General features: G+C 63.2%; 15 protein-coding genes. 7 read left to right on the top strand and 8 right to left on the bottom strand.

Annotation, left to right across the window (positions count from 1 at the left end; all coding sequences use genetic code 11):
* Positions 1-9: 9 nt before the first annotated feature.
* Positions 10-564: an RBBP9/YdeN family alpha/beta hydrolase gene (locus tag ASD31_RS14935; protein ID WP_056335193.1), complete on the bottom strand. Its 555-nt coding sequence runs from the start codon at positions 562-564 to the stop codon at positions 10-12.
* 216 nt (positions 565-780) lie between these two features.
* Here ASD31_RS14935 and ASD31_RS14930 point away from each other — a divergent pair, with 216 nt between their 5' ends.
* Complete coding sequence (locus ASD31_RS14930; protein WP_056335190.1) at positions 781-1,587, top strand: DUF2189 domain-containing protein; 807 nt, start codon at positions 781-783, stop codon at positions 1,585-1,587.
* A gap of 57 nt (positions 1,588-1,644) precedes the next feature.
* On the opposite strand, the gene ASD31_RS14925 is transcribed toward ASD31_RS14930, so the two are convergent.
* The 7 genes from ASD31_RS14925 to ASD31_RS14895 all read right to left on the bottom strand — a co-directional run bounded on the left by ASD31_RS14925 (position 1,645) and on the right by ASD31_RS14895 (position 7,642).
* On the bottom strand, positions 1,645-1,950 hold the full coding sequence (locus ASD31_RS14925) for a PilZ domain-containing protein (RefSeq protein WP_056335188.1): 306 nt from the start codon (positions 1,948-1,950) through the stop codon (positions 1,645-1,647).
* A gap of 155 nt (positions 1,951-2,105) precedes the next feature.
* Entirely contained in the window at positions 2,106-3,407 is a 1,302-nt protein-coding gene (gene purB / locus ASD31_RS14920; protein WP_056335183.1) for an adenylosuccinate lyase, read from the bottom strand.
* A 92-nt stretch (positions 3,408-3,499) separates the two neighbouring features.
* Positions 3,500-4,009: a hypothetical protein gene (locus tag ASD31_RS14915; RefSeq protein WP_056335814.1), complete on the bottom strand. Its 510-nt coding sequence runs from the start codon at positions 4,007-4,009 to the stop codon at positions 3,500-3,502.
* A gap of 38 nt (positions 4,010-4,047) precedes the next feature.
* Complete coding sequence (locus ASD31_RS14910; protein WP_056335182.1) at positions 4,048-4,785, bottom strand: DUF2259 domain-containing protein; 738 nt, start codon at positions 4,783-4,785, stop codon at positions 4,048-4,050.
* A complete protein-coding gene (rpe, locus tag ASD31_RS14905; RefSeq protein ID WP_056335811.1) occupies positions 4,782-5,459 on the bottom strand; it encodes a ribulose-phosphate 3-epimerase in 678 nt (225 codons plus the stop codon). Before rpe ends, ASD31_RS14910 begins: the two co-directional genes overlap by 4 nt.
* Positions 5,460-5,549: 90 nt before the next feature.
* Positions 5,550-6,557: a P1 family peptidase gene (locus ASD31_RS14900; protein ID WP_056335179.1), complete on the bottom strand. Its 1,008-nt coding sequence runs from the start codon at positions 6,555-6,557 to the stop codon at positions 5,550-5,552.
* Complete coding sequence (locus tag ASD31_RS14895) at positions 6,554-7,642, bottom strand: branched-chain amino acid ABC transporter substrate-binding protein (protein WP_056335175.1); 1,089 nt, start codon at positions 7,640-7,642, stop codon at positions 6,554-6,556. Before ASD31_RS14895 ends, ASD31_RS14900 begins: the two co-directional genes overlap by 4 nt.
* A 230-nt stretch (positions 7,643-7,872) precedes the next feature.
* Here ASD31_RS14895 and ASD31_RS14890 point away from each other — a divergent pair, with 230 nt between their 5' ends.
* Genes ASD31_RS14890 through ASD31_RS14865 form a run of 6 tightly spaced genes read left to right on the top strand, consistent with a single transcriptional unit; the run spans position 7,873 to position 13,206 of the window.
* Complete coding sequence (locus tag ASD31_RS14890) at positions 7,873-8,322, top strand: flavin reductase family protein (protein ID WP_082520594.1); 450 nt, start codon at positions 7,873-7,875, stop codon at positions 8,320-8,322.
* Positions 8,323-8,348: 26 nt separating this feature from the next.
* Positions 8,349-9,278: an AAA family ATPase gene (locus ASD31_RS14885; RefSeq protein ID WP_056335169.1), complete on the top strand. Its 930-nt coding sequence runs from the start codon at positions 8,349-8,351 to the stop codon at positions 9,276-9,278.
* Positions 9,279-9,280: 2 nt separating this feature from the next.
* Entirely contained in the window at positions 9,281-10,531 is a 1,251-nt protein-coding gene (locus tag ASD31_RS14880; RefSeq protein ID WP_056335166.1) for a vWA domain-containing protein, read from the top strand.
* Between the two features lie 18 nt (positions 10,532-10,549).
* A complete protein-coding gene (locus tag ASD31_RS14875; RefSeq protein ID WP_056335163.1) occupies positions 10,550-10,879 on the top strand; it encodes an XdhC family protein in 330 nt (109 codons plus the stop codon).
* Between the two features lie 3 nt (positions 10,880-10,882).
* Complete coding sequence (locus ASD31_RS14870) at positions 10,883-11,590, top strand: XdhC family protein (RefSeq protein WP_056335160.1); 708 nt, start codon at positions 10,883-10,885, stop codon at positions 11,588-11,590.
* Complete coding sequence (locus ASD31_RS14865; RefSeq protein ID WP_056335157.1) at positions 11,587-13,206, top strand: NTP transferase domain-containing protein; 1,620 nt, start codon at positions 11,587-11,589, stop codon at positions 13,204-13,206. Before ASD31_RS14870 ends, ASD31_RS14865 begins: the two co-directional genes overlap by 4 nt.
* Positions 13,207-13,208 lie beyond the last annotated feature (2 nt).

Genomic DNA, 13,208 nt, shown 5'->3' with positions numbered 1-13,208 from the left:
AGGATGGTATCAGGGCCGCAGACGGTTGAGGAACTGGGCAAAGACCATAGTGCCTTCCGGCCAGGGACCATGGCCCGATTCGCTGTTGATATGGCCTGATTCGCCGGCATCGACCAGCAGGGAGCCCCAGGCATTGGCCATGTCGCCGGCATGCTCATAGGCACCGAAGGGATCGTTGCGACTCGCCACCACCAGGCTTGGAAAGGGAAGCGGCTCGCGCGGATAGGGGCCAAAGGTCATCAGGTGTTTCGGGCGGATTTTCGGGTTCGTCACCTCCGGCGGAGCAACGAGAAAGGCGCCGGCGATCTTCTTCTCCGCATGCGGGATCGCGTGGATGGCCGTGGCGACACCCAGTGAATGCGCCACGATGACAACCGGTCGGCTGGCCGAGTTGATGTCCTCGATCATGCGCTTGACCCAATCGTCACGAACAGGCTTTGCCCATTCGGTCTGCTCGACCCGGCGCGCCGAGGCGAGCTTGTTCTGCCAGCGGGTCTGCCAGTGATCCGGTCCCGAATTGGTATAGCCGGGAACGATGAGGATATCTGCTTCCGATGCTTTCATGGTAACGGCGATGTGAGGTCCGGCCGGTCCGAAGTCAAGTGAAAGAAAAGCAAATCCGGTATATGCTGTGCGCAGGGCTCCCTGAATCGAGCCGCTCCGCACCCTGCAGGATGGGCGCGGAAAAGCAGGTTCCACCAAAATGCGGGACCGCGCGCAGACCAGATTGAACTGTTCCCGAATGACCTGACAAGCGTGATTCCAGGAGGAGAATTGGTCATGACAGCATTCCATGTAATGGCAGGAGCCCATTCCGAGCTCGCGCGTCCCGCCATCGCCAGGATCGGCGTTGCGGAGGTTCTTGACGCGTTGCGTCTTGGTTGGGAGGATTTTCGCGCCAAGCCGTCGCACTATGTCTTTCTCGGCTTGATCTATCCGATCGCGGGCGTGGTGCTTGCGGCATGGAGTTCAGGCGCAAACATGCTGCCGCTGCTCTACCCGCTCGCCGCCGGCTTTGCGCTTCTCGGACCGGTGGCGGCCATCGGCCTCTACGAGATCAGCAGGAGACGGGAAGCCGGAATGAACGCATCGTGGCGGCATGCCTTCGATGTGCGTCGCTCGCCGGCTCTTGCCTCGATCATCGGTCTTGGATTGGCGCTGCTGGCCGTCTTCGTCACATGGCTGCTGGTCGCGCAGTTCCTCTACGTCCAGTTGCTCGGCGAGGCGCCGCCAGCATCACTGTCGGCCTTCCTTTCAGAAATTCTGGGGACTGAGGCGGGCTGGAGCCTGATCATCATCGGCAACGCCGTCGGCTTCGTTTTTGCCGCCGTCGTGTTGTCGTCGGTGGTGATCTCATTTCCGCTTCTGCTCGACAGGGATATCGGTGCGGTCGCCGCAATTCAGACCTCCATGCGCGCGACATTGGCCAATCCGGTTCCGGTCGCCCTCTGGGGTCTGATCGTCGCTGCCGGGCTGGTCGCCGGCTGCTTGACCGTCTTCGTCGGCCTTGCCGTCATCATGCCGATCCTCGGTCATGCGACCTGGCATCTCTACCGCAAGCTGGTGGTCGATCCGCAAGCGGGATGAGGCGGACAGCGGAAAAACGCCGCCGGCGATCGGTGGCGTTTTTGTAAAGAGATTCGTTTAACGGAAATATTTGAAATAGGAGGAAATCTGCGCGGCGGTCTTCGAGGACATATCCAGCCGGATGCCGATCTTGTCACCGCGATACCATTGCACTACGCCGGTGAGGTGGCCGAATTCATTGCTGTTGATCGTGACCTCTTGCCCGGTCCTGGCATTGATGTCGAAATAGAGCTGGAAACAAATTCCGGCTGCCGAGAGGTCCTTAACGATGCCGCGGCTCGTCCCGCCCTTGCAGGTGACCTCTCCGGTGAACTTTGTCGTCGTCCTTACGGCCTTGCGCTCGATCGTCTGCTGGTAGTGCATGTTTCACCAACTCCGCCTCTTTATTTCCCGCAATTTCGCAGAAAAGATCGACGGAAGTCTTGCGGGATTTCCTCAAAATTGAGCGAGATGGGCCGAAATCGGTCATTTGGCAGGGACGGACGAAAAGGGGAGCCGAGAGGCTCCCCGAAAGACGATCAACCGAAAACGCGGTTGAAGATCGTATCCACATGTTTGGTGTGATAGCCGAGATCGAATTTCTCGCGGATTTCGGCCTCGGGCAGGAAAGCCCTGACTTCGTCATCGGCCAGCAATTCCTCGAGGAAATCCTTGCCCTGTTCCCAAACCTTCATGGCATTGCGCTGGACAAGGCGATAGGCATCCTCGCGCGATGCGCCGGCCTGGGTCAGGGCAAGCAGCACGCGCTGCGAGTGAACAAGCCCGCGGAACTTGTTCATGTTCTTCATCATCGTCTCGGGATAGACGAGCAGCTTGTCGATGACGCCGGTCAGGCGGGCCAGCGCGAAATCGAGCGTCACCGTCGCATCGGGGCCGATCATGCGCTCGACCGAGGAGTGCGAAATATCCCGTTCATGCCAGAGAGCGACGTTTTCCATCGCCGGCAGGGCAAAGGCGCGCACCATGCGCGACAGGCCGGTCAGGTTTTCCGTCAGGACCGGATTGCGTTTGTGCGGCATGGCCGACGAACCCTTCTGGCCCGGCGAGAAATATTCCTCTGCTTCCAGGACTTCCGTGCGCTGCAGATGCCGGACTTCGGTCGCCAGGCGCTCGACGCAGGATGCGATGACGCCAAGGGTCGCGAAATACATGGCGTGACGGTCGCGCGGGATGACCTGGGTGGAGACCGGCTCGGCGGCCAGGCCCATTGCCTTGGCGACATGTTCCTCAACATAAGGGTCGATATTGGCAAAGGTGCCGACCGCGCCGGAGATGGCGCAGGTGGCAATTTCCTCGCGCGCGGCGATCAGGCGCTTCTTGCAGCGCTCGAATTCGGCATAGGCGAGCGCCAGCTTGATCCCGAAGGTGGTCGGCTCGGCGTGGATGCCGTGTGAACGGCCGATGGTGACGGTGTCCTTGTGCTCGAAGGCGCGGCGCTTCAAAGCCTCAAGCAGCTTGTCGAGATCGGCAAGCAGAAGATCGCTTGCCTTGACAAGTTGCACGTTGAAGCAGGTGTCGAGCACGTCCGACGAGGTCATGCCCTGATGGACGAAACGGGCGTCGGGGCCGACGATTTCGGCGAGATGGGTCAGGAAGGCGATGACGTCGTGCTTGGTGACGGCTTCGATCTCGTCGATCCGGGCGACGTCGAAACTGGCGGCTCCGCCTTTTTCCCAGATGGTTTTTGCTGCTTCCTTGGGGATGACCCCGAGTTCGGCGAGCGCGTCGCAGGCATGCGCCTCGATCTCGAACCAGATGCGGAATTTGGTCTCGGGCGACCAGATGGCCACCATTTCCTGCCGGGAATAACGGGGGATCATGGGATTTCAGCTTTCGTCACGAATGAGGGAGTTTGAGCGTCTAGCAAAGATGGCCGGCAATCTCAACGTCAGTAATCTCAACGCCAGTAAACTCAACGGTGATGATCGGCCATCCGGTTCGCCAGCCACAGGCTGGTCAGGCCGAGTGCCACGAAGCCGAGCGGTAGATAGAGCCGCAATCCCATGACGAGGAATTGGTAGACGGCGCCTGCGAGCGTGAAGACGAATTGGTAGGCCCATATGCGCGAGCCGAAAGGCGCGTGCCAGCGCGCATAGAAGAGCCGGTAGTCCAGGGCGAACAGAAAGGCGGTGGCGGCGATGGTAAAGACTGTGAGGCACAGGAAGAACGCCGCAAAGCGGGTTTCCCGGCGTCGGCCGAGCGCGCAGAACCGCCCAAGGAGCAGCGCGCAAGGCCAGGCGATAAGACCGCCGCAAAAGAATAGGAGAAGGATGCTGTGTAGATGCGCCGTCTCGGCGCCATTGCGCAGGATCAGCGCCACCAGCGACGAAAGCGCCATCACGAACCCCCAGAGCGGTGAGCCGAGCAGGATTTCTTGCAGGCTCGGTAGCGAGGCGGCGAGCCGGAGGCGGAGGTTGCGCATCCGCCCGCGGGCCGGTGCGCCGGCACTCTCGGATGGCATCACGGCGTTACGGGAGCGGGCACTGCGATCCAGTGGCCATCCCGTCCTTCGAAGCCGAAGCTCAACACCTGCACGAGGACGACATGGACCGGATCCTTGCCATCGGGATGATGAACCATGACCCCGCCGAGCCGGTAGCCGGTCGGACAATTGCGGCTTTCGGGAATCTTCTGGTCCGCGTGGAGAAGGCGCTGCGACGGTTGGCCATCCTCCATCTCGAAGGAAAGCCGAAAACCGATGGATTGCGGCGTGACATCCTTGCAAAGGGCGGATGGCGGCAGTGCGATCTCTTCCAGCGCCAGCGCGAACTTTCCGCCGACCGGTGGATCCATCGCATATTGCCGATAGGTCAGGCTATGGTCCGGGCTTTCGGTTTCCGTGACCGGATTGAAGGCGGCCATCAGCCCGGGGGCTGCGTCCATTGCGAATTTCTGGACAAGAGGGGCCGCTTGTGCGGCGGCTTTTGCGCGGGCGCTCGAAAGTCCGGCATTTTCATTGTTCATCCGGACGCGGATCGGCGTATCGGGAAGAAACGCATCCTTGCGGGTGTCGATGAAGAAGATGGAGGAATAGGGAAATCCGGACCCGTCCTGGATTCCATATTCCTCGAAGGCGAAGATGCCGCCATCGGGCGAAAAGCCGATCGGCCGGAAGGAGGCTATGTCACCGGCATTTGCAGCGCCCGCAATCAGGAGCGACGCAAATGCGGCGGCAGCGATCCGGCCCGGAAATCTCACCTTAGTCCCCCTTCGGCGTTGGTGCGCAGAGTGTCGATGGTTTTGCGATAGGCGTCAACATGGCCGCCGCCGAAGATCGCCGAGCCCGCGACGAAGACATTGGCGCCGGCCGAGGCCGGGAGTGCGATGGTCTCGAGCGCGATGCCGCCATCGACCTGCAGCTCGATCGGCCGGTCGCCGATCATCGCCTTGATGCGGCGGATTTTCTCTTCCATCGCCGGAATGAATTTCTGGCCGCCGAAACCGGGATTGACCGTCATCACCAGGATCAGGTCGAGCTTGTCGAGCAGATAGTCGAGTACGCTTTCCGGCGTTGCCGGATTGATCGAGACACCGGCTTTCTTCCCCAGTGCCCTGATTGCCTGGATGGAGCGGTCGAGGTGGGGGCCGGCTTCGGCATGGACGGTGATGCCGTCGCAACCGGCCTTGGCGAAGGCTTCCAGATAGGGGTCGGCGGGCGCGATCATCAGATGGCAGTCGAAAAACGCATCCGTATGCGGCCGCAGGGATTTGATCAGGTCGGGGCCAAACGAGATATTGGGAACGAAATGGCCGTCCATGATGTCGAGATGGATCCAGTCGGCGCCGGCGGAAACGACATCGCGCACCTCCTGACCGAGCTTGGCATAATCGGCGGCGAGGATGGAGGGGGCAATCCGGATCGGCAGGGGCATGAGAAGAGGCTCCATATGGTTTTCGCGGCAATAGCACCGCTTCTCGTCGCAAACAATATTCACCGCCGCGCTTTGAAGACCGTCCCAGGCTTATCGCAGTGAGGCCCAGGCGGGAAGAAGATCGTTTTCGGCGGGCGCCGCGTCATGCACGCCGCGGGCAATGGCGCGCGCCATCGTCGATGCCGCCACGGCGCCAAGGTCGATGAAATCGGCGAGATCGACGGTCTTTCCGCTCGTGCCCGTCGCCAGCGCGAAAACGAGATCGCCGTCGAGCGGCGTGTGGGTCGGCCAGAGGGCACGCGAGAAACCGTCATGGGCCGCGATTGCCAGGCGCTTCGCCTCGCTTTTGGTCAGCACCGCATCGGTGGCGATCACCGCGATCGTGGTATTCTGCGTTTCCCGGGCGCCGTCGCGCAGTTTCGTGCGGATGTCGCGGGCATCGCTTGGAAACGGGTGGGGCATTCCCAAGCCGCCGAATTCGGCGTCTTCCTCGAAGGGAGAAGCCCAGAAATGCCTGCTGGTGCCGATCGTCGCCGACCCCAGCGCATTGACCGCCACCAGTGCGCCGATGGTAATGCCGCTGTCGAGGCGCATGGATGCGGTGCCCAGACCGCCCTTGAGGCCGGCCGTCAAAGCGCCCGTGCCGGCGCCCGCCGTGCCGGTGGTAAAGTCGAGCGCAGCGGCTCTTGTCGCCTTGTAGCCAAGCTCGCGATAGGGCGGATAAAGCCCCCAATCCTTGTCGCCGCCATTGATCAGGTCGAAGAGGATGGCCGCCGGCACGATCGGGATTCGCATTTCGCCGACCGGAAAGCCACGGCCGATTTCGCGCAATGCCGCCTGGACGCCGGAGGCAGCATCGAGGCCGAAGGCGGAGCCGCCCGACAGTACCACCGCATCGACCGTCTGGACCGTATTGTGCGGCGCAAGCAGGTCGGTTTCGCGCGTTCCGGGCGCCCCGCCGAGAACCTGAACGGCCGCCACAGCCGGCTGATCGCAGAGAACGACAGAAACTCCGGATTTCAGACCGTCATCGCCCGCATTGCCGACCCTAAGCCCGCCGACATCGGTAATCGCGTTGCGCGGACCGGGGTGCATCATTCCGCTTCCAGCATTGCGGGGGCCGGCACGAAGCGGTCGTTCCGCCATTGCAGCAGCCGGTAGGGATTGGCGGCGAGTTCATGGTTCTGGCCGAAACCGACAGAACCGATCGCCGTCTGGTAGGGACCTTTCAAAAAAGCCTCAGCCAGCGAAATATTGTCGGCGCCCGCCTTGTCCTTTGCCTGCTCGACAAGCGACACGGCGGAAAATGCCGGCAAGACATAGCCTTCCGGCACCAGCTTTGCCGCGGTCATTGCATCGGCGACCGCCTTCGCCTCCGGCAATGCGGCATAGTCGGGCAGGGAGACGGCAAGGACGCCGTCGGCAAGCGCAACCGGCTGATCGGCCGCATCCAGCGCTTCACCGCCCATCAAGGTCAGCGCTATGCCTTCCGAGGCCGCGTCGCGCGCGATGATTGCCGTATCCGCCCGGTCGCCGCCGGTGAAGACATGCGTTGCGCCGCTCTTGGCCAGGCGGCGCACAAGGCTCACCTGTTGTTCCTGCGACGGGCGATAAGTGTCGGTAAAGACCGGCGTGAGGCCTGATTCGGCAAGCCGCGCCCGCACGGTTTCCACCAGTTCACGCCCGTGGATCGTCCCGTCCTCGATCAGTGCCAGCGGCTCGGCCTTCCAGCGCGACAGGATGATGTCGGTGACTGTCTCGGCCTCCATCCGGGCGCTTGGCACCAGCCGGAAGAACGGCCATTTCTTCTTCAGGGCATCTTCCATCAGGATATCCGAGCGCACGCTGAGCGTCAGCGCCGGGATCTGGGCTTGCGCAAGTGCGGGCAATGCCGCCTCCAGGCTTTCGGTGCACAGGAAGCCGATCACAGCCTCCGCGCCGCTCGCCAGAAGCGCCTTCGTCAGCGCTTCGCCATCCTTTTCCTCGCAGGTTTCGGGAATGGCGATGATCTGTGAACCTCTTTCCTCCGCCTGGAAACGTGCCCCCTCGACTATCTGCTGCCCGAGAAGCGCGAAAGGACCCTCAGCCGGCGCGACGACGGCAATTTTGGCGCCGGCCGCAAGGAGTGGCGAGGCCTGCAGCGATCCGGCGATGAAAAGAGTTGCGGCAAGGAGACGGAACATGGCTGCTTCCAGGAAAAACAAAGCGCATGTTTTAAGGATGTGCCGGCAAGCGTCAAAGGAAAAGATACACATCTCTGCGATCATGCGGTGTCTTTGCCGTGCTGGGCCAAGAAAAGCCGGCTGGCGGGTTTTAAATTTCGCGCCACCCTTTATGTGTAGCTGCGAACACCGATCTGGAGAATGCCGTGTTGGACAAGTCCCAACTCGACCCGAAATCCTACCGCGATGCCATGGCCCGGCTGGCCGGCCATGTCCACATCGTCACCGCCGCCCATGAGGGCGAGCGGCGCGGCGTGACGATTACCGCCGCCTGCTCGGTGTCGGATGCGCCGGCGACGCTGCTCGTCTGCCTCAACGGCACCAATCCGCGCAACGCCATCTTTTCACGCAGCGGCAGTTTCGCTCTCAATATGCTCGGAGCGGGCCAGATGGCGCTTGCCGACGTGTTTTCCGGCAGGAACCAGGTAGACCCCGAATTGCGGTTTGCGCATGGGACGTGGAAAAAATTGAAGACGGGAGCGCCTGTTCTTGCCGAGGCCGTCGCCGTGTTCGATTGCCGCTTGATCGATATCAAGACCGTGGCGACGCATGTGGTCCTGTTCGGCGAGGTCGTCGCCGTCTCGCTCGGCAAGCAGGCGCCGGCGCTCGTCTATCTGGACCGGGACTATCGCACGTTGTAGAATTTTTTCCGGAGGAGGGAGCAGGCATGACGGGATATGCGAACGGTGCATTGCCAACCTCCATCGCCGATACGGCGCAGATGCTGGAAACGGGCGACTACCTTGCCGGGACGGCACTGTCGACCGTGCTTTTCCTCGCCCTGAGGATGAAGCGGCCGCTGTTCCTGGAGGGCGAGGCGGGCGTCGGCAAGACCGAGATCGCCAAGGTGCTGGCGAGGGCGCTCGACCGGCCGCTGATCCGCCTGCAATGCTATGAGGGGCTGGACATCTCGTCCGCGGTCTATGAGTGGAACTATCCGGCGCAGATGCTGGAAATCCGGCTTTCCGAGGCTTCCGGCATCGCCGACCGCCAGAAGATCGAAGGCAATATCTTCTCCGAGAAATATCTGATCCGCCGCCCGGTCCTGCAGGCCATTTCGGCCGAGGCCGGTAAGGCGCCGGTCTTCCTGATCGACGAACTCGACCGCACCGACGAGGCCTTCGAGGCCTTTCTGCTCGAGGTCCTTTCGGATTTCCAGGTGACCATTCCCGAACTGGGCACGATCCACGCCAAGGAACCGCCGATCGTCATCATCACCACCAACCGCACACGCGAGATTCACGACGCGCTGAAGCGGCGCTGCCTCTATCACTGGGTCGATTATCCGCAGGCGGCGCAGGAACTGGAGATCATTCGGCGCAAGGTGCCGGGCTGCAATGAGCGTCTTTCGCGCGAGATCGTCGCCTATGTGCAGAGATTGCGCACAATCGACCTCTTCAAGAATCCGGGCGTTGCCGAAACGATCGACTGGGCGACGGCGCTGACCGAGCTCGACCGGCTAGCGCTCGATCCGCAGACCATTTCGGACACGCTCGGCACCTTGCTCAAATATCAGGACGACATCGCCCGGATCGAAGGCGGCGAGGGCCGCAGGGTCCTGGACGAGGTCAAGGCCGAACTCCTGGCGGTGGGCTGATCATGGCAACGGCTCTCCCGGGGGATGGCGCCGTGCTTCCGCCGCTTGCTCCGGGCGACGGCCGGCTGGCCGACAATATCGTCTTTTTCGCCCGCACCCTTCGCAAGGCAGGCCTGAAGATCGGACCCGGTGCCGTCGCCGATGCGATCGAGGCCGCGGCGCTGATCGGCATCGGTGCCAGGGAGGAATTCAAGGCGGCGCTGCAATCGGTCTTCGTCAAGCGCCGCGAGGATCAGGCCCTGTTCGACGAGGCTTTCCGGATTTTCTGGCGGTCGCGCGACCTGATCGGCAAGATGATCGCGATGCTTTCGCCGGTGGCACCTGACAATCGCGAGAAGCAGCCCCCGCGGGCAGCGGCAACGCGTGTCGGCGATGCGCTGTTTGCCGAGCGTGACCGGCCGAGCCCCGTCCGCGACAGGCCGGATATCGAGGTGGACGCCCGCTTCACCGCCTCGCAGCGTGAAATCCTGCGCCGCACGGATTTTGCCCAGATGTCGGCGGCCGAACTTGCCGAAGCAAGGAAGGCGCTTTCGGCATTGGTGCTTCCGATGGACCGGACACGAAGCCGGCGGTTCCGCTCCTCGCACCGGCCGCGACACATCGATCCGCGCGCCACCATGCGCGATGCGATGAGAACCGGCGGAGACCTGATCCTGCCGCGCTTTCGCGAGCACAGGACCATCCATCCGCCGCTGGTCGTGCTCGCGGACATTTCCGGTTCGATGAGCCAATATACCCGCATCTTCCTGCATTTCCTGCATGCGCTCACGGAAAAGCGCCGGCGCGTCCATGTCTTCCTTTTCGGCACGCGGTTGAGCAATGTCACACGGCAGATGAAGAACCGCGATCCAGACGAAGCGGTCAGTCAATGTCTGCGGATCGTCGACGACTGGTCGGGCGGTACCCGGATCGGCGAGGCGCTGGGGGATTTCAACCGCCTCTGGTCACGCCGGGTGCTGGGGCAGGGCGCCGTCGTGCTCCTGATCACCGACGGGCTGGAGCGGGACGACACGAGCGTGCTGGAAACGGCGATGGACCGCCTGCACCGGTCCTGTCGGCGGTTGATCTGGCTTAATCCGCTCCTGCGCTTCGAAGGGTTCGAGGCACGGGCGCGCGGCGTCCGGGCCATGTTGGCGCATGTTGACGAATTGCGCGCCGTGCATAATCTTGAGGCCGTAGCGGATCTGGCCGCGGCTTTGTCCGGTCGGGCCGTCGATGGCGGCGATCCGCGCCGCTTCCTCGGTGGCCGTTAGACCCCTGGAGAGCCTGTCATGTCCAGCCAACCGAATTTCACCGATCCGCTGACGACGGCCGAACACTGGTTGCGCGAGGGCCGCAGCGTCGCGATCGCCACGGTCGTCGAGACCTGGGGCTCGGCGCCAAGGCCGGCCGGCAGTCATCTGGTCATCGATGCCGATGGCAACTTCGAAGGTTCGGTCTCGGGCGGCTGCGTCGAGGGCGCGGTTGTGGGGGAAGCGGCCGAGGTCATCGCGACGGGCGCGCCGCGCCTGCTCGAATTCGGCGTTGCCGACGAGACCGCCTGGCGCGTCGGTCTTTCCTGCGGCGGCCGCATCCGCGTCTATGTCGAAAGGCTCGGATAGATCATGCTGCCTGAACAACTCTACAGGATCAATGTAGCACGCCAGGCGCGGCGTGCTGTCGCCACGGTGACCGAACTGGAGACCGGCCGGACCGAGGTCTTCATCGAGGGCGAAGCGATCACCGGCAGCGCCGCCGTTGCCGTCGAGGCCGCGTTTCGCAGCGGCAAGCCGGGGATACTGCAGGGCGGAGAGCAGCCGGTCTTCATCAACGTCTATCTTCCGCCGCCGCGTATCGTCGTCATCGGCGCGGTCCATATTTCCCAGGCGCTTGCCGGCCTGGCGCCGATCGCCGGGCTCGACCTGACGATTATCGATCCCCGCTCCGCCTTTGCGACGCCGGAGCGGTTCGGGCACACGAAATTGCTGGCGGAATGGCCGGACGAGGCGCTGGCCCACGTGCCGCTGGATGCTCATACGGCGCTGGTGGCGGTCACCCATGACCCGAAAATCGACGATGTCCCGTTGAAGGCGGCGCTGGATGCCGGCTGTTTCTATGTCGGCGCGTTGGGGAGCCGAAAAACCCATGCCGGTCGGGTGGAACGACTGTCCGCGCTTGGCGTCGATCAGGAGGCCATTGCCCGTATCCGCGCGCCGATCGGTCTCGATATCGGCGCGTCGAGCCCGGCCGAAATCGCCGTCGCCATTCTGGCCGAAATCATTCAGGCGCTGCGTCGGCGGGATGTGGCCGGCGATCGAAGGGGCGCGGCATGAAGTTTGGGCCGGTCGCAGTAGCCGAGGCAGAAGGCACGGTGCTCGCCCATGCGGCAAAGCTTGCCAGCGGACGCCTGCCGAAGGGCCGTCTCCTTACGTTGGAGGATATTGCCGCCCTGCAGACGGCTGGAATTACCGAAATCATCGTTGCCCGCCTGGAACCTGGCGACGTGCTGGAGGACGAGGCCGCAGCCCGCATTGCCGGCGCGATCGGGCGCGACCATTTGACATTTTCGCCGGCGAGCACCGGGCGGGTCAATATCTTCGCGGAAGCGGACGGGCTTTTCGTCGCGAACAGGTCGGTGGTCGATCGGCTCAACGGCGTCGATCCGGCCATCACGCTTGCCTGCCTTGCCGATCATGTGCCGGTGCGCTCCGGCGATATGGTGGCGACGATCAAGATCATACCGCTCGCCGTCGCTGAAAAATCCGTCGAGCGCGCCGTCGGCCTGCTCGGCGAAACCGCGGCTTTTGCCGTCAAACCCTTTGCGTCGCGCCGTATCGGTCTGATCGCGACGCTTTTGCCTTCCCTGAAGCCGAGCGTGCTCGACAAGACCCGTCGGAATCTGGAACAGCGACTGTCCCTGTCGCAAAGCCGGGTCGAGCATGAGGAGCGGATTGACCACGACGCTGAGGCCGTCGCTGCAGCGATCAGGAAGATGCGGCCGCTCTGCGATATGATTGTCATTTTCGGCGCCTCGGCTGTGGCAGACGAGGACGACGTGGTGCCGGCCGGCATCCGTCGGGCAGGGGGGGAGGTCGAGCATCTGGGCATGCCGGTCGATCCCGGCAATCTCCTGGTTCTCGGGCGGATCGGCGATCACCCGGTGATCGGCGCGCCGGGTTGCGCCCGCAGCCCGAAGGAAAACGGCTTCGACTGGGTCCTAAACCGGATTCTTGCCGGCGAATGGCCGACATCCCGGGACATAGCCGGCCTTGGCGTCGGCGGCCTGCTGATGGAGATACCGACCCGCCCTTCGCCGCGCGCACTGGCTGGCCAGCAGGCCCGGGAAACCTCCGTCGCAATCCTGCTGCTTGCGGCCGGTAAGGCGAGCCGCATGGGGCCGTCCGGGCATCACAAGCTGCTTGCCGAATTCGGGGGCGTCCCGATGATCCGTAGCAGCGCCGAAGCGGCACTTGGCGCGGGCGCTGACAGTGTCATTACCGTGACAGGTCACAGGAAGGCGGAGATTCGCACCGCTCTCGACGGGCTCGATATCGCTTTTGCCGACAATGACGACCATGCGTCCGGCATGGCTTCGTCGCTGATCGCCGGACTGGATGCCATCGGCCCGGCGGTCGACGGCGTTCTCGTCATGCTGGCGGACATGCCCTTCGTGACAACAGGCGAGCTCGCCGCGATGATATCCGCGTTCAGGACGCAAGGCGGGGCGGCCGTCATTCGCGCAGTCTCGAACGGCCGGCGCGGCAATCCGGTCATACTGCCACGCGCGGTCTTTTCCGAGGTCCGCAAGCTTGAGGGGGATGTCGGCGCCCGCCATATCATCGAAACCTGCGGATTGCCGGTGATCGACGTCGAAATCGGGCCCGCCGCCCATCTGGACCTCGACACGCCGGAGGCAATTCTTGCCGCGGGCGGCATATTGAAAGGCTGACA

The organism is Rhizobium sp. Root482, assembly GCF_001426565.1.
Classification (GTDB): Bacteria; Pseudomonadota; Alphaproteobacteria; order Rhizobiales; family Rhizobiaceae; genus Pararhizobium.
The sequence above is the reverse complement of the archived record's forward strand: the minus strand, read 5'-3'. Positions and strand labels throughout refer to the sequence as shown.